Origin of the sequence: Lolliginicoccus suaedae, from assembly GCF_008312885.1 — a bacterium.
GTDB classification, from domain to species: Bacteria; Actinomycetota; Actinomycetes; order Mycobacteriales; family Mycobacteriaceae; genus Lolliginicoccus; species Lolliginicoccus suaedae.
Map to the genome: position 1 here is coordinate 1,159,328 of NZ_VSSO01000001.1, position 20,599 is coordinate 1,179,926.

21 protein-coding genes are annotated in these 20,599 nt (G+C 67.6%); 5 read left to right on the forward strand and 16 right to left on the reverse strand.

The window, feature by feature from the left end; genetic code table 11:
• The first annotated feature begins 2 nt into the window (after positions 1-2).
• On the forward strand, positions 3-1,430 hold the full coding sequence (locus FXO18_RS05335; RefSeq protein ID WP_149359954.1) for a mycothione reductase: 1,428 nt from the start codon (positions 3-5) through the stop codon (positions 1,428-1,430).
• 26 nt (positions 1,431-1,456) lie between these two features.
• Here FXO18_RS05335 and FXO18_RS05340 read toward each other — a convergent pair whose 3' ends face one another.
• Both FXO18_RS05340 and FXO18_RS05345 read right to left on the reverse strand, forming a co-directional pair.
• Positions 1,457-2,020: an alpha/beta hydrolase gene (locus FXO18_RS05340; protein ID WP_149359955.1), complete on the reverse strand. Its 564-nt coding sequence runs from the start codon at positions 2,018-2,020 to the stop codon at positions 1,457-1,459.
• A 126-nt stretch (positions 2,021-2,146) separates the two neighbouring features.
• On the reverse strand, positions 2,147-3,061 hold the full coding sequence (locus FXO18_RS05345) for a diacylglycerol/lipid kinase family protein (RefSeq protein WP_235900457.1): 915 nt from the start codon (positions 3,059-3,061) through the stop codon (positions 2,147-2,149).
• A gap of 112 nt (positions 3,062-3,173) precedes the next feature.
• Here FXO18_RS05345 and FXO18_RS05350 point away from each other — a divergent pair, with 112 nt between their 5' ends.
• Positions 3,174-3,773, forward strand: coding sequence for a TetR/AcrR family transcriptional regulator (locus tag FXO18_RS05350; RefSeq protein ID WP_149359956.1), 600 nt, complete (start codon positions 3,174-3,176; stop codon positions 3,771-3,773).
• Here the strand turns inward: FXO18_RS05350 and FXO18_RS05355 are convergent.
• The 6 genes from FXO18_RS05355 to dxr form a co-directional block, all read right to left on the reverse strand.
• The gene (locus FXO18_RS05355) at positions 3,770-5,338 is read right to left on the reverse strand and encodes a cobyric acid synthase (protein ID WP_149359957.1); all 1,569 of its coding nucleotides are present in this window, start codon (positions 5,336-5,338) and stop codon (positions 3,770-3,772) included. The genes FXO18_RS05350 and FXO18_RS05355 overlap by 4 nt on opposite strands.
• A complete protein-coding gene (gene map, locus FXO18_RS05360; protein ID WP_149359958.1) occupies positions 5,335-6,198 on the reverse strand; it encodes a type I methionyl aminopeptidase in 864 nt (287 codons plus the stop codon). Before map ends, FXO18_RS05355 begins: the two co-directional genes overlap by 4 nt.
• 54 nt (positions 6,199-6,252) lie before the next feature.
• Entirely contained in the window at positions 6,253-7,089 is an 837-nt protein-coding gene (locus FXO18_RS05365; RefSeq protein ID WP_149359959.1) for a GNAT family N-acetyltransferase, read from the reverse strand.
• Positions 7,090-7,215: 126 nt separating this feature from the next.
• Positions 7,216-8,346 carry a flavodoxin-dependent (E)-4-hydroxy-3-methylbut-2-enyl-diphosphate synthase gene (gene ispG / locus FXO18_RS05370; RefSeq protein WP_149360143.1) on the reverse strand — a complete coding sequence of 377 codons (1,131 nt, stop codon included), beginning with the start codon at positions 8,344-8,346 and terminating at the stop codon, positions 7,216-7,218.
• Between the two features lie 124 nt (positions 8,347-8,470).
• Positions 8,471-9,724 (reverse strand): M50 family metallopeptidase, encoded by a 1,254-nt coding sequence (locus FXO18_RS05375; RefSeq protein ID WP_149359960.1) that lies wholly within the window; start codon positions 9,722-9,724, stop codon positions 8,471-8,473.
• Complete coding sequence (gene dxr, locus FXO18_RS05380; RefSeq protein WP_149359961.1) at positions 9,721-10,890, reverse strand: 1-deoxy-D-xylulose-5-phosphate reductoisomerase; 1,170 nt, start codon at positions 10,888-10,890, stop codon at positions 9,721-9,723. Before dxr ends, FXO18_RS05375 begins: the two co-directional genes overlap by 4 nt.
• A gap of 177 nt (positions 10,891-11,067) precedes the next feature.
• On the opposite strand from dxr, the gene FXO18_RS05385 reads away from it, so the two are divergent.
• Positions 11,068-11,343, forward strand: coding sequence for a DUF2631 domain-containing protein (locus tag FXO18_RS05385; protein ID WP_149359962.1), 276 nt, complete (start codon positions 11,068-11,070; stop codon positions 11,341-11,343).
• A 160-nt stretch (positions 11,344-11,503) separates the two neighbouring features.
• Here FXO18_RS05385 and rlmN read toward each other — a convergent pair whose 3' ends face one another.
• The gene (gene rlmN, locus FXO18_RS05390; protein WP_149359963.1) at positions 11,504-12,613 is read right to left on the reverse strand and encodes a 23S rRNA (adenine(2503)-C(2))-methyltransferase RlmN; all 1,110 of its coding nucleotides are present in this window, start codon (positions 12,611-12,613) and stop codon (positions 11,504-11,506) included.
• A 77-nt stretch (positions 12,614-12,690) separates the two neighbouring features.
• Here rlmN and FXO18_RS05395 point away from each other — a divergent pair, with 77 nt between their 5' ends.
• The gene (locus FXO18_RS05395) at positions 12,691-13,143 is read left to right on the forward strand and encodes a LapA family protein (RefSeq protein WP_149359964.1); all 453 of its coding nucleotides are present in this window, start codon (positions 12,691-12,693) and stop codon (positions 13,141-13,143) included.
• Positions 13,144-13,197: 54 nt separating this feature from the next.
• Here FXO18_RS05395 and FXO18_RS05400 read toward each other — a convergent pair whose 3' ends face one another.
• The 6 genes from FXO18_RS05400 to rpsB all read right to left on the reverse strand — a co-directional run bounded on the left by FXO18_RS05400 (position 13,198) and on the right by rpsB (position 18,364).
• Positions 13,198-13,932: a class I SAM-dependent methyltransferase gene (locus FXO18_RS05400; RefSeq protein ID WP_149359965.1), complete on the reverse strand. Its 735-nt coding sequence runs from the start codon at positions 13,930-13,932 to the stop codon at positions 13,198-13,200.
• A gap of 31 nt (positions 13,933-13,963) precedes the next feature.
• A complete protein-coding gene (locus FXO18_RS05405) occupies positions 13,964-14,875 on the reverse strand; it encodes a phosphatidate cytidylyltransferase (RefSeq protein WP_235900458.1) in 912 nt (303 codons plus the stop codon).
• Between the two features lie 52 nt (positions 14,876-14,927).
• Positions 14,928-15,485 (reverse strand): ribosome recycling factor, encoded by a 558-nt coding sequence (gene frr, locus FXO18_RS05410; protein ID WP_149359967.1) that lies wholly within the window; start codon positions 15,483-15,485, stop codon positions 14,928-14,930.
• A 148-nt stretch (positions 15,486-15,633) separates the two neighbouring features.
• Positions 15,634-16,365 (reverse strand): UMP kinase, encoded by a 732-nt coding sequence (gene pyrH, locus FXO18_RS05415; protein ID WP_149359968.1) that lies wholly within the window; start codon positions 16,363-16,365, stop codon positions 15,634-15,636.
• 133 nt (positions 16,366-16,498) lie between these two features.
• Complete coding sequence (gene tsf / locus FXO18_RS05420; RefSeq protein WP_149359969.1) at positions 16,499-17,323, reverse strand: translation elongation factor Ts; 825 nt, start codon at positions 17,321-17,323, stop codon at positions 16,499-16,501.
• A gap of 105 nt (positions 17,324-17,428) precedes the next feature.
• Complete coding sequence (gene rpsB, locus FXO18_RS05425; RefSeq protein WP_149359970.1) at positions 17,429-18,364, reverse strand: 30S ribosomal protein S2; 936 nt, start codon at positions 18,362-18,364, stop codon at positions 17,429-17,431.
• A gap of 452 nt (positions 18,365-18,816) precedes the next feature.
• On the opposite strand from rpsB, the gene FXO18_RS05430 reads away from it, so the two are divergent.
• Positions 18,817-19,425, forward strand: a complete 609-nt coding sequence (locus FXO18_RS05430) for a M23 family metallopeptidase (RefSeq protein ID WP_235900459.1) — start codon at positions 18,817-18,819, stop codon at positions 19,423-19,425.
• A gap of 30 nt (positions 19,426-19,455) precedes the next feature.
• Here the strand turns inward: FXO18_RS05430 and FXO18_RS05435 are convergent, their stop codons facing one another.
• A complete protein-coding gene (locus tag FXO18_RS05435) occupies positions 19,456-20,544 on the reverse strand; it encodes a tyrosine recombinase XerC (RefSeq protein ID WP_149359971.1) in 1,089 nt (362 codons plus the stop codon).
• Between the last annotated feature and the right edge of the window lie 55 nt (positions 20,545-20,599).

Below are 20,599 nucleotides of genomic sequence, written 5' to 3' on the forward strand. Positions count from 1 at the left end.
ACGTGGAGCACTATGACATCGCGATCATCGGGGCCGGTTCCGGCAATATGATCGTCAATCGCAAGTTCGCGGGCAAGAAGGTCGCGATCATTGAGTCGAACAAGTTCGGCGGGACCTGCCTGAACGTCGGGTGCATCCCCACCAAGATGTTCGTCTACACGGCGGACGTGGCCGCCCACATCCGCGAGGCCGCCCGGTTCGGCATCACCGCGAGCCTGGATTCCGTGGACTGGCCAGCGATCGTCAAGCGCATCTTCTCCCGCATCGATGCCAACGAGGCCTCGGCGAAGCAGTTCCGCGAGGACAACCCGAACGTCACGGTCTACGCGACGCAGGCCCGGTTCGTCTCGGATCATGTCCTCGAGCTCGCGCCCGCCGACGCCGCGGATGCGCGCCCGGAAACCGGTGCCGCGAGCCCGGCCCCGGAACGGATCAGTGCCGATCAGATCGTCATCGCCACGGGTTCGCGCCCCACGGTCCCGGCCCAGTTCTGCACCTTCGATGCCGTGGCCAGCGGGCGCGTCCCTGTCTACACCTCCGATGACATCATGCGGATCCCGCGGCTGCCCAATCGGCTCGTGATCGTCGGCGGCGGCTTCATCGCCGCCGAGTTCGCGCACGTCTTCGGCGCGCTCGGGGTGGAGGTGACGCTCGTCGAGCGCGGGCCCGCCCTGCTTCGCCACCACGACGAGGAGATCTCCCAGCGATTCACGGCTCTCGCTAGCAAGCAATGGAACGTCCGCCTGAACGCCGAGGTCACCGCGGTGGAGGAAGCACCCGGCGGGGCTCGCGTGACCCTGTCCACCGGGGACGTCCTCGAGTGCGCGGCGCTGCTCGCGGCCACCGGACGCGCTCCCGCTACCGAGGACCTGTGCCTCGGCAACACCTCGGTGCGCGCGACCGAGGACGGGCGGATCGTGGTGGACGAGCACCAGCGCACCACTGCGGCCGGGGTGTGGGCGCTCGGCGACGTGTGCTCGCCGTGGATGCTCAAGCATGTCGCCAACCATGAGGCGCGCGTGGTGCAGCACAATCTGCTGCACCCGGGCGAGCTGATCGAGACCGATCACCGGGTGGTTCCGTCGGGCGTCTTCACCTCCCCACAGATCGCGACCGTGGGAGAGACCAGCGCGACAGCGCGCGAAGCGGGTCTCGATGTGGTGGAGTCGGTGTTCGACTACAAGGACGTCGCGTACGGGTGGGCGATGGATGACCCTGCGGGGTTCTGCAAGGTCCTCGTGGAACGATCATCGGGAATGATCGTGGGCGCGCACCTGCTGGGCGCCCACGCCACCGTGCTCATCCAGTCACTGGTGCAAGCGATGACGTTCGGCCTGACCGCGGCGGAGCTGGCCCGCGGGCAGTACTGGGTGCATCCCGCGCTGCCCGAGGTCGTGGAGAACGCGTTGCTCGGGGCGCGGATCCGGTAGGCAGCGCGAATAGCGGCCGGGGTGGGTCACCAGGGGTTCGAGCGCAGCACTACCTCGGTGGCGAGCACGCCCAGCTCGGAATGCGCGCCGGTGGTGTCGGTGGTGGTGACGATGCGCAGATCGCCGCGGACGTGCTGGCCGGATGCCTTGGCATGGGCGAGCTCGCGCGGACTGGTCGCGATGATGGTGGTACCGACCTCGACGGCGGGGCATGCGGCGTCGGTAGCCGTGTCCTGGCTGGTCACCGCGGCCGGATGCCCGGATCCGAGCACAATGAGGCTGCTCGTGCGATCGAAGTGGTGCGCGGCGAACCGCCAGGCGACCGGGGTGGCGGAACGGATGCCGGTGACGTGGACCCAGCCGAATTGCAGCGCGTCGGTGAGGGCAAGGATGTCGGCGTCGGGGGTGTCGGTCGCGACCGGAACGGTGACGGTGCGCAGGCCGGAGTTGTGCAGCCGGGTGCACAGCTCGTCATAGTCCTCGGCGGCCTCGTTACCGGGCACGAGGACGAGGACGGCGGCGTTGCGCTGGTCCCCTCCGCATCGCACCGTGTAGTCGTTCTCCCCCATTGTCTTCGAGACGATCTCCATGCATTGAACGTTACGCGAGAGCCGGGGGCGCTACCTGCACAGTTGTGCGAACTCACTCGATTGCAGAGGTGGGGCACGGCACACATCGGGATCGTCGCGCGATAGTCCTCATAGGCAGCCATCGCGTCATGGCACGGCTCGCGGCACGAGAACCTCGAGCGCTGCGGGCCGCACGGCCGCGCGCAGCGGGAGCAGGCCGAGCCGATCGCCATCGCCCCACGCCTCGAGCTGCTCCCCCGGGCCCTCGGTGCGGACTTCCACCTGCTTGCCGCGCAGGATCGTGACGTCGGCCAGGGCGACGTGATCTCCTCGATAGATCCGCGGCAGGGCACGCATCAATCTCGCGCGCGAGCCGGCCGAGATCATCACGATGTCGAGCATTCCGTCCGCCGGGTCGGCATCAGGGGCGATGTGCATTCCCCTGCCGTAGAAGCCCGAGCTCGCGATGACGGTGGTGAATCCCCGGAAGCGGTAGGTCGCCCCGTCGACATCCACGACGTACTGGCGGGGCTGGAACGAGGCAAGTGCCCGGACCGCTGCATAGTGGTACTGGAGCGCGGCGGGGAGGAAGCGTGGGGCGCGCTCCACGAGGGCGGAGGCGAGGGACTCCACGCCCGCGTAGGCGCTGCCCACGACAAGGCCCGCACCGCTAGCGGTGGCCACATCGATGAGATCGATGCTCGTGGCCGGTCCGTGCAGCAAGCAGGCCGCGCTCGCCGCGGGCGCGCGTGGAATGCCGAGCTGCCGGGCCAGATCGTTGCCACGACCGGCGGGCACGATACCGAGCGTTCCGCCGACCGTGGATACCAGGCCGGCGAGCGAGCCGACCGTACCGTCCCCGCCCACTGCGACGATGATCTTGCCGCGCGCGATGGAGCCGGGCATCAGGCCGCGGCAGTGCTCCGTCCCCGCGCTCGGGGTGATCCGGACCTCGTGACCCGCGGACCGGATGCGGCGCGCCACCGATAGGGCTGTCCGCTCGGCAGCGCCGCCGCCGGCCTCGCGGTTGACGATAAAGTGGAAAGCGCGGCCGGTGCTCACCGGTTGATAATGCGGGATGGCGGCGTTGCTGTCGATAGAGACGGCACGAGGCGTCGATCACTGCTGCCGATGGACCGGTGCGACGGCAGCCTCATATGTTACGTTGTGACATATGTCAGCAAGTCGTCACAGGTCTATCAATGAGGACGCCATCCTCGATGCCGCGCGCGACTGCGTGCTCGCCGTCGGCTGGAAACGCACCACCCTCACTGATGTGGCCCGTCGCGCCAATGTCTCCCGCATGTCCATCTACCGCAAGTGGAATGACATGCGTCGCCTCATGAGCGATGTCATGACCCGTGAATGGACGGGCCTTCCGGGCATCGAGGAGCTTCTCCGCAACGACGACCAGCACAACGCTCACTCACTGCGGGACCTAGCGACCGCGCTTCTCGCCATCACCGACTCGCTCCGCGAGAACAAGCTATTCGCGAAGGTCATCGACGTCGACCCCGAGATCATGCTCACCTACGTCATCCAGCGCCGCGGTCGCACCCAGAACTGGGGCATCGCGGCGTTCGAGCAGATGATCCACCAAGGGCAGGCCGCTGGCACGATCCGCGACGGTGACCCGGCAGCGATGGCGCACACGATCCTCCTGCTGTGCCAATCCTGGCTCGTCTCCGCCCCCATCATGGCAGGCCCCCCGACGCTCGAGGCTCTCCGCGCCGAGCAGGTCGAGCTGCTCACGCGCTACCTGGAACCCAGCTAGGGCCACCGCAGCCGCGCTTCCAGCACCGGCACCGAGCCCGGCTCGCCCCTACTACCGCACCCCGCCCGCATCACTGCTTCCAGCCGGGCCAGCCCGATCCCCTGCTCCACCGCATCCGCGATCGCATCGAGCTGCGCCTCCCGCGCGCCCGCCACCGATGTGCTGGACGAGACCCGGAAGCCCCGCGCGCCACGCAACCGCGCGACCTCCACCAGGAACGCGCGGCGGAACTCGTCGTTGTCGAGAAGACCATGCCAATGGGTGCCCCACAAGGCCTCGCGCGCGCTGCCCTCGCCACCCGACGCGGTATGCAGCAGCGGTGCCTCGCCGTTGTGCGTCACGCGGCCATGATGGATCTCATAGCCCCGCACAGAGATGCCCGCGCCCACAGCGCTGCCCCTGCCCTCAGGGCGCTCGAGCACCTTGTCGCTCGCGAACTCCGTGACCACATCCAGCAGGCCCAGCCCCGCGACTGGTGCCGGGGAACCGGACTCCACCGGGTCGAGGATCGTCCTGCCCAGCATCTGATAGCCACCACAGATGCCCAGCAGAGGACCACCCGCATCCGCCCGCGCTCGCAGCGCCCGGTCCAGGCCACGCTCGCGCAACCAGCGCAGGTCATCGACGGTGGCCTTGCTGCCCGGCAGCACCACGAGGTCCGCGGCCAGCACCGAGCCGGGATCATCGACCCACCGCACCACCACGCCCGGCTCGCAGGCCAGCGCCTCCACATCGGTCGCGTTCGATACCCGCGGTAACCGGATCGCCGCCACCGACAGCCACGCGCCACCCAGCGGCGGCGCCGCCACACCGACCACGCGCCCGATCTGGCTCGCTAGCGAATCCTCCGCATCGAGCCACACATCATGCAGGAACGGCACCGTGCCCAGCACCGGCCGCCCGGTCAGCTCCTCCACGGATTCGAGGCCCGGGCGCAGCAGCTCAGGATCGCCGCGGAACTTGTTGACGATGAATCCCGCCACGCGCTGCTGATCGGCAGCGGACAGTACCGCGAGCGTGCCCACGAAGTGCGCCAGCACGCCACCCCGGTCGATGTCGCCCACCACCACCACGGGCAGATCAGCGGCCTCGGCGAGGCCCATGTTGGCCACATCGGAATGGCGCAGGTTCATCTCGGCCGGCGAGCCCGCTCCCTCGCACACCACGATGTCGAACTCCTCGCGCAGGCCGCGCAGCGTCTCGGCGGCGACATCCCGCAACCAGGCGCGGCGCGCGACATAGTCACCGGCCATCACCATTCCCTCGGCGCGGCCATGAATGACGAGCTGCGAGCGCCGATCTGAACCTGGCTTGAGCAGGATCGGGTTGAACCGCGTGCTGGGCTCGAGGCCGCATGCCCGCGCCTGCAACGCTTGAGCACGACCGATCTCGCCACCGTCGAGGGTGACGAACGAGTTGTTCGACATGTTCTGCGCCTTGAACGGCGCCACTGCCACGCCCTGCCGGGCCCAGGCCCGGCACAAGCCCGCCACGATCAGGCTCTTGCCCGCATCGGAGGTGGTGCCCGCGACAAGCAGCGCCCCCGAGGGACGCGCGGAGCTCACGCCGAGGGGAGGGTAAGGACCTCGGCACCGGTATCGGTGACCACCAGCGAATGCTCGAACTGCGCCGACCACTTGCGATCCTTGGTCACCACGGTCCAGCCGTCGTTCCAGATCTCATGCTCGATGCCACCGAGGTTGATCATCGGCTCGATCGTGAAGGTCATGCCAGGCTCGAGCACGGTCTCCACGGTGGGATCGTCGTAGTGCAGCACCACGAGGCCGTTGTGGAACGTCGGGCCGACGCCGTGGCCGGTGAACGCGCGCACCGTCCCGTAGCCGAAGCGGCTCGCGTAGGACTCGATGACCCGGCCCACCACATTGAGCTGCCGCCCCGGCTTGACGGCCTTGATCGCCCGGTCGAGTGCCGCCTTGGTGCGCTCGACGAGCAGGCGATGCTCCTCGGAGACGTTGCCAGCGAGGAACGTCACGCACGTGTCGCCGTGCACGCCACCGATGTAGGCGGTCACGTCGATCTTGACGATGTCCCCGTCCTCGATCACCGTCGAGTCCGGGATGCCGTGGCAGATCACCTCGTTGAGGGAGGTGCAGCAGGACTTCTGGAAGCCCCGGTAGCCCAGGGTCGAGGGGTAGGCGCCGTGATCGCACAAGTACTCGTGCACCACCGCATCAAGGGCGTCCGTGGTGACGCCTGGCTCGACCCGCTTGCCCGCCTCGACGATCGAATCGGCGGCGATGCGTCCCGCGATGCGCATGTTCTCGATCACCTCGGGCGTCTGCACCCACGGCTCGCGGCCTTCCTTCGCTGTCTTGCGCCACGCGTACTCGGGGCGGGCGATCGAGGTAGGCACCTCACGGATCGGTGAGAGGGTTCCAGGCTGCAGGGCGGTACGGGTCGACATGCTAACGAGAGTAATGGGCGCGCGGGGCCGGCGCGAGGAGCAAGGTGGTGCCTGCTAGTCCACGAGCACGGTGGCGAAAGTGGCGACCTGCTGGAAGCCGACCTTGGCGTACATGGTGCGCGCGGCCCGGTTGTAGCTGTTGACATACAGGCTCGCGATGCGTCCCGAGCTCGCGATGGCCTGCGCGATCGTTGCCGTTCCTGCTGCTCCGAGCCCGCACCCCCGGTAGTCGGGGTGCACCCAGACGCCATGGATCTGGCCGACCCGGCGCGAGGTAGAGCCAACCTCGGCCTTGAACACCACTTCGTCGCCCTCGAAGCGCACCCACGCCTGGCCCGACTCGATCAGCCGCTCGATGCGGTAGCGGTAGGAACGACCCCCATCGTGGGCGAGCGGATCCACGCCGACTTCCTCGATGAACATCTTGACCGCTGCATCGAGGTACGGCTCGAGCTCGTCCTTGCGCGCCCGGCGGGTCAACGGGTCGGACTGGCAGCGCGGGGGGCCAGGCAGGGCAAGCATGGGCTGCTCGTCGCGGATCTCGCGCGGCGCGCCCCACTCGCTCTCGAGCTGCTCCCACAGCGGAAGGACCAGGTCAGCGCGCCCCACCAGCGAGGAGCACATGCGTGGTCCCCGGCAGGCGCGATCCGCGAAGAATCGCATGTCGGTCTCATCACCGCGCAGGGGGATCAGGTTGACCCCGGAGAAGCAGAGGGACTCCTCGGGGCGGCCCCGGCTCCACAGCTCGCCCCGCAGGAATCGAGGGTCCACCCCGAACTCCTCGATGCGCGCGGCGACCATGCAGCTCGCGATCGGGTCGTTGTCGAGCGCGCGCAGCACCGCGGGGGTATCGCGCGACCCCAGCGGACGGGCACCCAGCAACTTCAGCACAACTCAAGATTGCCACGAGAAAGGGGTCCAGCGGTACCCCGTTTGGGGGGCAAGAACGAAAAAACAGAAACTCGACCGTGCCGAGGCCGTGATGAGCCCGCTATCAGGGCCCCGCCGATCAGTGGCTCAGCTGACAGTCACGACCGGTCCACCAGTGCCACTCTCGCCCATCTCCTCGGCTATGCGCATCGCTTCCTCGATCAGGGTCTCCACGATCTTCGCCTCCGGGACGGTCTTGATGACCTTGCCCTTGACGAAGATCTGGCCCTTGCCGTTGCCGGAGGCGACACCGAGATCGGCCTCGCGCGCCTCGCCGGGCCCATTGACCACGCAGCCCATCACCGCGACGCGCAGCGGGATATCCATGCCCTCGAGGCCGGCGGTGACCTCGTCGGCGAGCGTGTACACATCGACCTGGGCGCGCCCGCACGACGGGCAGGAGACGATCTCGAGCTTGCGCGGCCGCAGGTTCAGCGACTGCAGGATCTGGTTGCCCACCTTGATCTCCTCCACCGGAGGCGCGGACAACGAGACCCGGATCGTGTCGCCGATACCGCGCGAGAGCAGCGCGCCGAACGCCACCGCCGACTTGATGGTCCCCTGGAACGCCGGGCCAGCCTCGGTCACGCCGAGGTGCAGCGGATAGTCGCACTGCTCGGCGAGCAACTCGTACGCTCGCACCATCACGACGGGATCATTGTGCTTGACGGAGATCTTGATGTCGCCGAAGCCGTGCTCCTCGAACAGGCCCGCTTCCCAGAGAGCCGACTCGACGAGCGCCTCCGGGGTGGCCTTGCCATACTTGCCGAGGATGCGTGGATCGAGCGAGCCAGCATTCACGCCGATGCGGATGGGAATGCCTGCATCACCCGCGGCCTTGGCCACTTCCTTGACGCGACCGTCGAACTCCTTGATGTTGCCCGGGTTCACCCGTACCGCGGCGCAGCCCGCATCGATCGCGGAGAAGATGTAGCGCGGCTGGAAGTGGATATCGGCGATGACCGGGATCTGGCTCTTGCGCGCGATCTCGGCGAGCGCGTCCGCGTCCTCCTGGCGCGGGCAGGCGACCCGCACGATGTCGCAGCCCGACGCGGTGAGCTCGGCGATCTGCTGGAGCGTCGCGTTCACGTCATGAGTCTTGGTGGTGGTCATCGACTGCACCGAGATCGGGTGGTCGCTGCCCACGCCGACCGAGCCGACCATAAGCTGCCGGGTGCGGCGGCGGGGCGCGAGGACCTCGACGGGTCCCGCGGGCATCCCGAGGCCGATCGCATTCGTGGTTCCGGCCGAGCTCGTGCCTGTCACAACAAACCTTCCTTCAACGTCTCGCGCCCCTGCTCCGCGCTGGGCCGCAGCAAGGGATGTGGCCGTGGGTGCGCCACTAGAACAATCTGATCGGGTTGACGATGTCGGCGGTGATGGTCAACAGCATAACCGCGCCGCCGAGCAGCATCACGGTGAAGGTGATCGGCAGCAGCTTGGTGTAGTCGACCGGGGCGCCATTGGGCTTGCCCATCATGCGCCGGATGCGGTTGCGGATGGACTCGTAGATGGTGACCGCGATATGCCCGCCATCGAGCGGCAGCAGCGGCAGCAGGTTGAACAGGCCGATGAAGAAGTTCAGGCTCGCGAGCAGCAGGATGAACACTTCCCACAAGCCGCGCTCGGCGACCTCGCCACCGATGCGGCTCGCCCCCACCACGCTGATCGGGGTGTCCGGGTCACGCTCCTCCCCCATGATCGACCGCACCACCGCAGGCATGCGCTCGGGGATGCGCAGCATCGCGTCCCAGGTGAGCACCGCCATATCGCCGGTGAAGGACACCGAAGCGGGAAGCGCGGGCAGCACGCCCAAGGGCTCGGGCGGGGCCAAGCGGCCAGCACCGACACCGATAGCACTGACTGTCTCCGGCCGCGCCTGCTCCAGGGACTGCCCAGGATCGATCACGTAGCGCTGCGCGGGCTCCACCCGCACCGGGAAGTCGAGGCGCTCCTCGCCACGCTCCACCGTCACCGTGATGACGCCCTCGGCGGGCTGCACCAGGCGCACCAGCTCGCCGAAGTCCGCGACCGGCTGCCCGTCGACCGCGACGATCAGATCGCCCGGCTCGATGCCGGCCTCCTCGGCCGGACCGGTTCCCGAGCAGCCCGAGACGCCTCCCGGCACCCACTGGCCCTCAGCATTCTGCCGGGGCGGCTCCTGCGACGAGGCGACGCATCCGACCTCGCCCACGACCGCGCTCGACGACAGCATCAGGTTGGGCAGGCCCCAGCCCACCGCGAGCACGATCACCAGCACGAAGCCGAACACGAAGTTGCCCATCGGCCCGCCCAGCATCACCACCAGGCGCTTCCACGTGGCCTGCTTGTACATGGCTCGCTCGTGCTCATCAGGCTCGAGCTCATCGAGAGCCGTCATCCCCGCGATGTCGCAGAACCCACCCGCGGGGATCGCCTTGAGCCCATACTCCGTCTCCCCGCGCCGCCACGAGAACAGCGTCGGGCCGAAGCCGATGAAGTACCGGCGCACCTTCATGCCGAATGCCTTGGCGGTGAGGAAATGGCCGTACTCGTGCAGCGCGATCGACAAGCCAATGCCGAGCGCGAACAGGGTCACGCCGAACGCAAACATCATGAGCGGGCTACATCCTCCTGGGCGATGAGCTCACGGGCACGGGCACGGGCCCAGTCCTCCGCGGCGAGCACATCCTCGACCGTCGACGGCGCCGCCGACCATTCGCCCGCGGCCGCGAGCACCTCCTCCACGATACGGACGATCCGGGGAAAACGCAGGCCCGCAGTGAGGAACGCCGCAGCAGCCTCCTCGTTCGCCGCGTTGTACACCGCCGTGGAGCAGCCCCTGGCCATCCCGGCCTCCCTCGCGAGCCGCACCGCCGGGAAGACCGCGTCATCGAGCGGCTCGAACGTCCATGAGGACGCCTCCGCGAAATCCAGCCGCGGCGCCGCGCCCGCCACCCGTTCCGGCCAGCCCAGCGCCAGCGCGATCGGCAGGCGCATGCTCGGCGGGCTCGCCTGCGCGATCGTGGACCCATCGACGAACGTCACCATCGAATGCACGATCGACTGCGGATGCACCACGACATCGATCTGCTCGTACGGCACGCCGAACAACAGGTGCGTCTCGATCAGCTCCAGGCCCTTGTTCACCAGCGTTGCCGAGTTCAAGGTGTTCATCGGCCCCATCGACCACGTCGGATGCGCCCCCGCCTGCTCCGGGGTCACCGGCTCGAGCCGGTCGGCCGACCACCCGCGGAACGGGCCGCCCGATGCGGTCAGCACGATGCGGTCCACCTCGCCGCGCGCGCCCGACCGCAAGCACTGCGCCATCGCCGAGTGCTCCGAGTCCACCGGCACGATCTGCCCGGGCGACGCTGCATCGAGCACCAGCGAGCCGCCCGCCACCAGGGATTCCTTGTTCGCCAGCGCGAGCCGCGCGCCCGTGGCCAGCGCCGCCAGGGTGGGCTTGAGGCCGAGCGAGCCCACCAGGGCGTTGAGCACCACGTCTGCCTCGACGGACTCCACGAGCTCGGTGACCGCGCCCGCGCCGCTGCGCACGCCCTCGACGCCCAGCCTCTCCGCTGCCCCAGCCGATGCGACCGCCACCCGGTGACCCGGCACGCCCGCCGCGGCGATCTGCTGCCGCAGCAGGTCCACGTTCCCGCCGCCGGCGGCCAGGCCCACGACCTCGAAGCGCTCCGGGTTCTCCGCGATCACCTCCAGGGCCTGCGTGCCGATCGAGCCAGTGCTGCCAAGGAGAAGAACACGAGTCGGTGAGGTCACCCCGCCATTGTGGCCGATGCGCCCGCGCCCCCGCACCACGCGGTGCCGCGCGCGCCGCGCTCAGCAACCCCTCCCGGATGCGCCCGCGCGCGATGTGTCACGATAAGCTCAGTGGACCACGCGTTCCCGGGGCAGGCCCGGGCCGCGTCAGCGTCCAGGCGATCAGGAGGAACCACGGTGGCCAGCACAGAAATCGATCCAGGCCTCGAGCGCGCCATCGCGCGATCGAAGATCGACCCGCAGGACGAGCCCTCCGTGGGCTGGGGCTGGCACGGCGAGTTCCCTGCCGCGTTCCAGGCCGTGGGCTGGCTCTTCACGGTCATGGTGTTCGCGTACCTCATCGGCAATCACGACGGCATGATCGAGAACATCTTCATCATCGGCACCGGGCTCACCATTGCCATCCTGCTGATCAAGTACAACATCGACTCGCGCAAGGCCAAGCGCCGCTAGAAAAGGTCGAGGCCGGCCCCCGCGCGCGGGCCTCAGGCTATCTGCCACCCATAGCGCGCCGATCCCACGGATCTCCCATAGCTGCCACCGAAATATCGGTGGCAGCTATGCGCTTTGGCCACGGGAGCTGACCAAGCGTGGTAGCTACGCGAAGGGCTGGTCAGCCTTCAGCGGCGAGCTGGCCGCAGGCTGCCGCGATCTCCTGGCCACGAGTATCGCGCACCGTGCACGGCACTCCCTGCGCCTGCACGCGCCGCACGAACTCAGCCTCGGCAGCCTTGGGGCTCGCATCCCACTTGCTGCCCGGCGTCGGGTTCAGCGGGATCACGTTGACGTGGACGAACTGACCGAGCGCCTTGTGCAGCTTCTTGCCCAGCAAGTCCGCGCGCCACGGCTGATCATTGATGTCGCGGATCAACGCGTACTCGATCGATACACGTCGCCCGGTCTGATCGGCGTAGTAGCGGGCAGCCTCGAGCACCTCGGCCACCGACCAGCGATTGTTCACCGGAACGAGCGTGTCGCGCAGCTCATCATCAGGCGTGTGCAGCGACACCGCGAGGGTGACGCTGAGTCCCTCGTCGGCAAGCTTGCGGATCGCCGGCGCCAGTCCGACGGTGGAGACCGTCACGTTGCGCTGGGACAGCCCGAGCCCACGCGGGGAAGGATCGGTGATGCGTCGCACAGCGGCGAGCACCCGCTTGTAGTTCGCCAGCGGCTCGCCCATGCCCATGAACACGACGTTGGACAGCCGACCGGGGCTATCGCCGACCTCGCCATCACGCATCGCGGCCGCAGCCGCCCGCACCTGGTCGACGATCTCGGCGGTGGAGAGGTTCCGGTCAAGACCGGCCTGGCCGGTCGCGCAGAACGGACAGGCCATCCCGCACCCCGCCTGGCTCGAGATGCACACCGTGGCGCGATCCCGGTAGCGCATGAGGACGCTCTCGAGGAGAGTGCCGTCGTGGGCCTTCCACAAGGTCTTGCGGGTCTCTCCCCGGTCGCAGGCCAGGTGCCGGACCGGCTCGAGCAACGGCGGGAACAGGGCATCGGCGACCGTCGCGCGGGCGGCGGCAGGAAGGTCGGTCATCGCGTGCGGATCAGCATCGAGCCGGCCGTAGTAGTGGCGGGCGATCTGATCGGCGCGAAAGGCCGGCAGGCCCAGCTCCGAGACGGCTGACTTGTGCTCGGCGGGATCAAGATCGGCAAAATGCCGTGGAGGGATCCCACGGCGGGGCGCGGTGAAGACAAGAGGAATATTCGCAGGCATGGCTGGACCAGTGTCCCACGGATCGCCGGGAACTCCGAACTAGTGCGCGTGCTCGCGAAATCAGCCATGATCAACACATGGCATCAAAATCTACGGACCCGTCATCCCAGGAACCGTTCCCACGCTCCAAGGAACCGACGCCGGAGCCATCAGCAGGCCGCTCGGGCTCCGCGTCCAGCACCCCGTCCCCCGCGTCCTCGAGCGCCGCCGGAAGCTCCTCGACGAAGCCATCGGCATCCGAGAAGAAGCCGGGGAAGCAGCCCAAGCCTGCCAAGCAGGCCCTGCCGCATTCCCGCGCGGGCTCCTGGTGGACCGCGCTGATCATCGGTGCGGCTCTGCTGATCGTCCTGCTGGTGTTCATCCTGCAGAACCTGGAGACGCAGACCATCCACCTCCTCGTGTGGCAGATGGATATTCCGCTCGGCGTGGCATTGCTCGGCGCCGCGATCCTCGGCGTGCTCATCACCGCGACGATTGGCGGCATCCGCATCCTGCAGCTCCGGCGCGAGGCCAGGAAGGGCTTGCGCTAGCCGCCTCTCGCCCCGAGGCCTGACGACTGTGCCTGCCCGGCGTCTCCGGTCCTGCTATGCCCTGCTGCCCTCGAAGGTCGGCTTGCGCAGGCTATGGATGCGGTAGCGCACGGGCAGGCACGTTCCCACCACCTGCTGCCGAGCCCGGCTCGCGACGCGGGGACTGAACTCGATGGCGAGGACGGCCTCGAGATCGGCCCGCGTGCGGAATGTCCATCGAGTGTCGACGCGCGCGAGCCCGAAGCCCTGGCGCTCGAAGAATGACTCCACGGCCGCTGGGTCGTAGCGGGGCAGGTCAGCGCGCATCCATTCCCCGTAGAGGCCGGCCGTCACGTCGAGGTCCACGATCAGCAGCCAGCCCCCCGGCACGAGCACCCGCAGTGCTTCCCTGATGCCAGGCTCGCAGCCTGGGCCAAAGAAGTAGGCGGTGCGCGCATGCACGATGTCCACGCTTGAAGCGGGAAGCGGGATCGCATCGGCCCGGCCGTGGAGCACCGTCACATTGCCGAAGCCCGCGATGCGCTCGCGGGCCGCTGCGACGAGCGGCGGGTGCGGCTCGATACCAGTGACGGCCTGCGCCTGCAAGGCGAACAGTGGCAGGTGGAATCCGGTGCCGCACCCGATGTCCACGATGCGTGCCCCGGACCAGCGGGCGTGGCGCTGGAGCTCCGCGGGGATGGCTCCAGCATGGTCCTGGGCCAGGTTCTCGATCTCATAGATCTCGGGCCAGTGCCAGATGTTGGGACTCGGGATCGTGATGGTTCCCTTGCGCCGCCCGCTCCGGAGCATTCCTTGGCGATCCTCCCCCGCCGAGCTGCTGCTAGACAGTCAGTGGATAGCCGAGAAGCATCACGAACACCCACAGCACGACCGCCGCGACGACCAGCGAGTCGAGCCGGTCCATGAGCCCGCCATGGCCAGGCAGGAGGGTACCCATGTCCTTGATGCCGAGATCGCGCTTGAACTGTGACTCGATGAGGTCGCCGAGCGTCCCGAAAATTACGAGCGCGGCGCCGATGAGCGCTCCGATGAGCGGATGCTCCCCGAGGATCAGAGTGACCGTGAGAATGCTGCCGATGATCCCGGCGATCATCGAGCCCGCGAATCCCTCCCACGACTTCTTGGGACTGATCTGCGGCACCATCGGATGCTTGCCGAACAGCACCCCAGCGGTGTAGCCGCCCACGTCCGAGCAGATCACGCCGATCATCAGCACCCAGATGGGGCCAGCGCCCTTCTCTGTGAGGACGAGCATCGCTCCCACGCTAGTGAAGAGGATCACCCAGGTCGCGACGAACAGGGTGATCGCGGAATCTCGCACATAGTTCTCGGGCTTGCCCGACAGGCCATTGCGGAGCAGGCACCACATCATGCATGTCACGGTGGTGACGGCGAAGCCTGTGAAGACCCCGGTTATCCCGAAGGGCAGCGCCGCGAGCACGGTCGCCGGTCCCCCGACCACCATCGGGATGAGGGGCAGGTACACGCCTTGCTGGCGCAACCGCTTGAACAGCTCCCATATCGCTAGCCCGACAGCGATGGCGACGATGCCGACCCATCCACGCGGCGCGAGCAGCAGCACCGCGACGATGATGGCACCAAGACCGACCCCGACACTGATTGCAGCGGGCAGGTTGCGGCCCGCCCGAGAAGTCTTCTTCTCCTCGGTGGCAGCGGTCACAGGCTCCGCTGGCTCGCCGATTGGCTGGTGCGACTCGTGACCGTCAACCACTACATATCTCCTCGCCCGCCCGGTTTGGCTGATCATTCACTCACGGTTGAGGCTAGACCTCCATAAGTTCCGATTCCTTGTGTTTGACCAATTCGTCGATCTGGTTCGTGTACTTCGCGGTGATCTTGTCGATCTCCTTCTCCGCGCGCGCTACCTCGTCCTCGCCGGCCTCGCCATCCTTCTGGATGCGGCCAAGCTCCTCCATGGCCTTGCGGCGCACGTTGCGGATGGCGACCTTGGAATCCTCGCCCTTCGAGCGGGCCTGCTTCGACAGGTCGCGGCGCCGCTCCTCGGTGAGCTGCGGGATCGATACGCGAATGATGTTGCCATCGTTGGTGGGGTTGACGCCCAGATCGGAGTTGCGGATCGCCGTCTCGATGTTGTTCAGCTGCGCTTGCTCGTACGGCTTGATGACCACCATGCGAGCCTCTGGCACCGCGATGCTCGCGAGCTGCGTGATGGGCGTGGGGGCGCCGTAGTAGTCGATGGACACGCGGGCGAACATCGAAGGGTTGGCACGACCGGTCCGGATGGACCCGAGCTCGTCCTTCGCGACGGTCACCGCCTTCTCCATCTTTTCCTCGGCATCGAACATTGCTTCGTCGATCACGGCACACCTTCCTCGTAGCACTTCGTTGATAACTATTGCACCGCGGCTGCTTCACCGCGCTCTCTTCACGAGCTGGCGCGGCTGCGGGGGCGCTCGCGTCCCTGGGCTGGTCCAGCCTCTCGTGCGGCCTCTGGTCCGGCCTGGTTGCCTAGGGCCGCACCAGGGTGCCTACATGCTCGCCCGCCACAGCACGGGCGATGTTGCCGTGACGCAGCAGGTTGAACACGATGATCGGCATGTCATTGTCCATGCAGAGGCTGAACGCGGTCGCGTCAGCGACCTTCAGTCCCTTCTCCAGCGCCTCGCGGTGCGTCAACTCATCGAACATCGTCGCGGTACTGTCGATCTTAGGGTCAGCGGTGTAGACGCCGTCGACAGCCTTGGCCATCAGGACCACCTCGGCCCCGATCTCGAGGGCACGCTGCGCCGCGGTGGTGTCGGTGGAGAAGTACGGCATGCCCATGCCCGCGCCGAAGATCACGACGCGGCCCTTCTCGAGGTGCCGGATCGCGCGCAACGGGATGTACGGCTCGGCGACCTGGCCCATCGTGATGGCAGTCTGCACCCGGGTGTCGACTCCCTGCTGCTGCAGGAAATCCTGGAGCGCGAGGCAGTTCATGACTGTTCCCAGCATGCCCATGTAGTCGGCCCTGGCCCGATCAAGGCCACGCTGCTGCAGCTCAGCGCCACGGAAGAAGTTGCCACCGCCGATCACCAGAGCCACCTGCACCCCGGTCTTGACGATCTCGGCGACCTGCTCGGCAACCATGTGAACGACGTCAGGATCCACGCCGATGCGCCCGCCCCCGAACATTTCTCCACCAAGCTTGATGAGCACTCGCTTGTAGGGGCGGCGCTCTTCGGGTGTCTGGTCGGCCATGAGTCTCCTCGTCACTGGTGCCTGTGTGAATGTCGCCTCATACGCGAATGCGGGGCTGCCACGTGGAAATACCCACGCGGCAACCCCGCATATCTTGCCTCATCGCTGTGGCTCGTGCCTCCGGGACCCCCGGTCAGGACTGTCCGACCTCGAACCGCACGAAACGAGTGATGGTAGCGCCAGCCTCGTCAAGGAGAGCCTTGACCGACTTCTTGCTGTCCTTCACGTATGCCTGCTCGGTGAGCACGACATCCTTGAAGAAGCCGTTGACGCGGCCTTCGACGATCTTGGGGAGGGCCTGCTCGGGCTTGCCCTCCTCCTTCGCGGTCTGCTCGGCGATGCGCCGCTCGTTCTCGACGATCTCCGCGGGGACATCGTCGCGCGTGACGTACTTCGCCTTGAGCGCCGCTACCTGCATAGCGGCCTCACGGGCTGCCTCGGCGGCAGCTTCGCCCTCGCCGGTGTACTCGACGAGCACGCCGACGCCGGGGGGCAGATCGCCACTGCGCTTGTGCAGGTAGGTCTGGACCTGGCCGTCGAACGAGACGACCCGGCGAAGCTCGATCTTCTCGCCGATCCGGGCTGCCAGCTCCTGCACGACGGCCTCGACGCTGCGGCCATTGACCTCGACCGCCTTGAGCGCCTCGAGATCGGCAGGCTTGGCCTCCGCGGCTGCCGTGACGATCTCGTTAGCAACGGCCTGGAAGTCAGCGTTCTTGGCAACAAAATCGGTCTCGCTGTTGAGCTCGATCATGGCGCCGCCGGCCGCTGCGACAAGGCCTTCGGCGGTCGCGCGCTCGGCGCGCTTGCCGACGTCCTTGGCGCCCTTGATGCGGAGGATCTCCACGGCCTTGTCGAAGTCGCCGTCGGTATCGGCGAGCGCGTTCTTGCAATCCATCATGCCGGAGCCGGTGAGCTCACGAAGCCGCTTGACGTCAGCGGCAGTGAAATTCGCCATGGTGGGGCGAGCCTCCTCAAATGCGTGTGCGGGATGCAACGGGTGGTGCTGTACGGGCCGAGCGAAAGCGCCAGTCACGATCGTAGCCGCGACTGGCGCTTCACATCAGTTGTCGGACTTCGTGTCAGCGGCCGCTTCCGCGGGCGCCTCTGCAGCAGCAGGCTCGGCTGCCGGAGCGTCAGATGCCGGAGCGTCAGCCGCAGGAGCCTCTGCCTCGGGAGCGTCAGCCGCAGGAGCCTCTGCCTCGGGAGCGTCAGCTTCCTCGGTCGCGGGCGATGCGGACTCGAGGAGTTCCTTCTCCCAGTCAGCGAGCGGCTCGCCCTCGGCCTTCTCGTCCGCACCAGTGTTCACGCCGGCGCGGGACTTGAGGCCGTCAGCGGCCGCAGCAGCCACAACGCGGGTGAGCAGAGCAGCCGACCGGATCGCGTCATCGTTGCCCGGGATCGGGTAGTCAACGACGTCGGGATCGCAGTTGGTGTCGAGGATCGCCACCACGGGGATGTTGAGCTTGCGCGCCTCGCCGACGGCGATGTGCTCCTTGTTCGTATCGACGATCCACACCGCGCTCGGCACCTTGGCCATGTCACGGATACCGCCGAGGGTGCGCTCCAGCTTGGTCTTCTCACGCGTCAGCATGAGGATTTCCTTCTTGGTGCGACCTTCGAAGCCACCGGTCTGCTCCATGCTCTCAAGTTCCTTGAGGCGCAGCAGGCGCTTGTGGACGGTCTGGAAGTTGGTGAGCATGCCGCCGAGCCAGCGGTGGTTGACATAGGGCATGCCGACCCGCGTGGCCTCGGACGCGATGGACTCCTGCGCCTGCTTCTTGGTGCCGACGAAGAGAATGGTGCCACCGTGGGCGACAGTCTCCTTGACGAACTCGTACGCCTGGTCGATGTACGTCAGGGTCTGACGCAGGTCGATGATGTAGATGCCGTTCCGGTCGGTGAAGATGAATCGCTTCATCTTGGGGTTCCACCGACGGGTCTGGTGACCGAAGTGCACGCCGCTGTCAAGCAGCTGCTTCATGGTTACAACAGCCATAGCGATTCACGGACCCAGGCACGTGGCCTGTAGTCCTCGCTCCTTTTCTCGTGTTCCGGTTTGTGCAGCCACCGGGTTGGTGACCGCCCTGGTCCTCGTCGCGAGCCTCCACCCGCGCAATGCGCGGGACCGGAAGGCCCGGGCTCCCGGAGTGCCGGGCAGGAACAAGCAACCATCATGCTGTGGTCCGTGAACCACGATTCGACGTTGCTAGTCCACCACTCGGATCTGGGTGCGTTCGAGAACGCGAAATTGTGGCACGCAGCAAGCGCGCCGCCATGCAGTGTACTCCCAGGTGGCCGCTCGCGCGCAACCGACGCGGTGCTCGGCTTGCACGCCACTCATAGCATCGCGGCGCTTGCCTCCGAGCCTCCTGTGGATCATCCCCGCACCATCCACAGATGTCGCCTTCTGATCCAGGCTCCCACCTAGTGCGCGGCATCCTGTACTCCATGTCAGGACTTCCCGCTCGCATCCGCCGCGCCACCGCGTTGCGGATCGCACTGGTCATCGCGACAGCATTCCTGCCAGTCGCGGCAATGTCCCCGGCCGCCACCGGGCAGCCGGAGCAGCATCTCTCCCCCGCCCCGGCAATCGCGGGGAGCCTCGGCCCCGCGCACGAGATCATGGATCCTGGGTTCTCCTGGCCGCTCGGTCCTCCGATCCGCATCGCGAAGCGATTCATCGCGCCCTCGCATCGCTACGGCCCCGGCCATCGCGGAGTCGATCTCGCTGCCACGCCCGGTGCGCGCATCACCGCTCCGGCGCACGGGATCGTGTGGTTCGCTGGCTCGGTCGCCGGAGCGGGAGTCGTGTCGATCCGGCATGAGGGCGGCATCCTCACGACCTACCAGCCAGTCGCCACGACAGTCAGCATGGGCGACGAGATCGCGAGCGGGACCGTCATCGGAACCGTGGAGCCAGGGCATGCAGGATGCGAGGCCGCTGCATGCTTGCACTGGGGAGCCCGCCGCGCCGAGGACCGACTGGCCTATCTCGATCCCTTGCTCCTGGTCGGGCATGTCACCGTCGGGCTGAAACCTGTCACGGGATCAGGGTGAGACCGGGTTCTTGGGGGCAGCTGCTTGGACTCAAGCCCTCGGGTGGGCCTGGTCGTGGACAGTCCGCAGGCGACGCACAGATACCTGGGTGTAGAGCTGCGTGGTCGAGAGGCTGGCGTGGCCGAGAAGCTCCTGGACGACTCGGAGATCAGCGCCGCCCTCGAGAAGATGGGTAGCAGCCGAGTGCCGGAGACCGTGGGGCCCTAGGCTGGGCATGCCAGCTTCGGCGAGAACCGTGTGCACGATCTCGCGGGCCTGCCGAGGGTTGAGGCGACCTCCGCGCGCGCCCAGCAGCAACGCGCTTCCCGAGCGGGGAACCGCGAGTAGTGGTCGGCCGAGACGCAACCAGTCGTCGAGGGCGCTTTGGGCCGGCGCCCCGTACGGCACCATTCTCTCCTTGCGTCCCTTGCCCAGCACGCGCACGATCCGGCTGCGCTGGTCGACGTCGTGGAGGTCGAGGCCGCATAGCTCGCTGACCCGGATTCCGGTCGAGTAGAGGATCTCGACGATGAGGCGGTCCCGGCGGCGCATCGCCTCCTCTCGCGGGGACCGCGGTCGATGGTTGGCCTCGTCCGCTCCACCGTGCGGAGAATGATCCGGCGAGCTGGCGGCTTCCGGGAGAGGCTCCGCAGCGCGCTCGTTGCTCGAGCGGCTCGCGTCGAGCCCATCAAGCGCGGCGGCCGCCTGGTCCTGCCGCAGGATGTGCGGGAGCGTCCGGTGGCGCCGGGGCGATTGCAGGCGAGCAGCCGGGTCGGAATCCAGGTGTCCATGCTTGACCGCCCAGGCGGTGAATGCCTTGACCGATGACGCGCGCCGGGCAAGGGTCGATCGAGCAAGACCGTCAGCCGCCTGCTCGGACTGCCACGCCCGGACCGTGGTGAGGCTGATGTCGCGCAGCCTGGTACAGCCATCTGCTGCTGCGTGATCGAGGAGCGCGCGAACGTCGGCGAGGTAGGCGCGGACAGTGTGGTCGGACCGGTCCCGCTCGAGTACGAGATGCTCCGCGAACTGATCCAGCACCACTGCAAACCCCAGCGGCTCCGGATGCTGCGGCGCCGGGCCCGGCGGGCTGGGCGCGAAACTGGCTTCGTCGGGGGCATTCGCGCGCTCTCCTGGCATGCCGCTAGCCTGCCTGCTGCCACGTGCCTTGGCAACGAATCGCTCCGCAGTCGCG

Excerpts from the sequence above, each read along its gene's own strand:
- rpsB (WP_149359970.1), bottom strand. The coding sequence starts at position 18,364 with ATGGCTGTTGTAACCATGAAGCAGCTGCTTGACAGCGGCGTGCACTTC.
- FXO18_RS05395 (WP_149359964.1), top strand. The coding sequence starts at position 12,691 with ATGGCATCAAAATCTACGGACCCGTCATCCCAGGAACCGTTCCCACGC.
- rlmN (WP_149359963.1), bottom strand. The coding sequence starts at position 12,613 with ATGCCTGCGAATATTCCTCTTGTCTTCACCGCGCCCCGCCGTGGGATC.
- tsf (WP_149359969.1), bottom strand. The coding sequence starts at position 17,323 with ATGGCGAATTTCACTGCCGCTGACGTCAAGCGGCTTCGTGAGCTCACC.
- map (WP_149359958.1), bottom strand. The coding sequence starts at position 6,198 with ATGTCGACCCGTACCGCCCTGCAGCCTGGAACCCTCTCACCGATCCGT.
- FXO18_RS05430 (WP_235900459.1), top strand. The coding sequence starts at position 18,817 with ATGTCAGGACTTCCCGCTCGCATCCGCCGCGCCACCGCGTTGCGGATC.
- pyrH (WP_149359968.1), bottom strand. The coding sequence starts at position 16,365 with ATGGCCGACCAGACACCCGAAGAGCGCCGCCCCTACAAGCGAGTGCTC.
- FXO18_RS05350 (WP_149359956.1), top strand. The coding sequence starts at position 3,174 with ATGTCAGCAAGTCGTCACAGGTCTATCAATGAGGACGCCATCCTCGAT.
- FXO18_RS05400 (WP_149359965.1), bottom strand. The coding sequence starts at position 13,932 with ATGCTCCGGAGCGGGCGGCGCAAGGGAACCATCACGATCCCGAGTCCC.
- ispG (WP_149360143.1), bottom strand. The coding sequence starts at position 8,346 with ATGCCCGCGGGACCCGTCGAGGTCCTCGCGCCCCGCCGCCGCACCCGG.
- FXO18_RS05340 (WP_149359955.1), bottom strand. The coding sequence starts at position 2,020 with ATGGAGATCGTCTCGAAGACAATGGGGGAGAACGACTACACGGTGCGA.
- FXO18_RS05435 (WP_149359971.1), bottom strand. The coding sequence starts at position 20,544 with ATGCCAGGAGAGCGCGCGAATGCCCCCGACGAAGCCAGTTTCGCGCCC.
- FXO18_RS05375 (WP_149359960.1), bottom strand. The coding sequence starts at position 9,724 with ATGATGTTTGCGTTCGGCGTGACCCTGTTCGCGCTCGGCATTGGCTTG.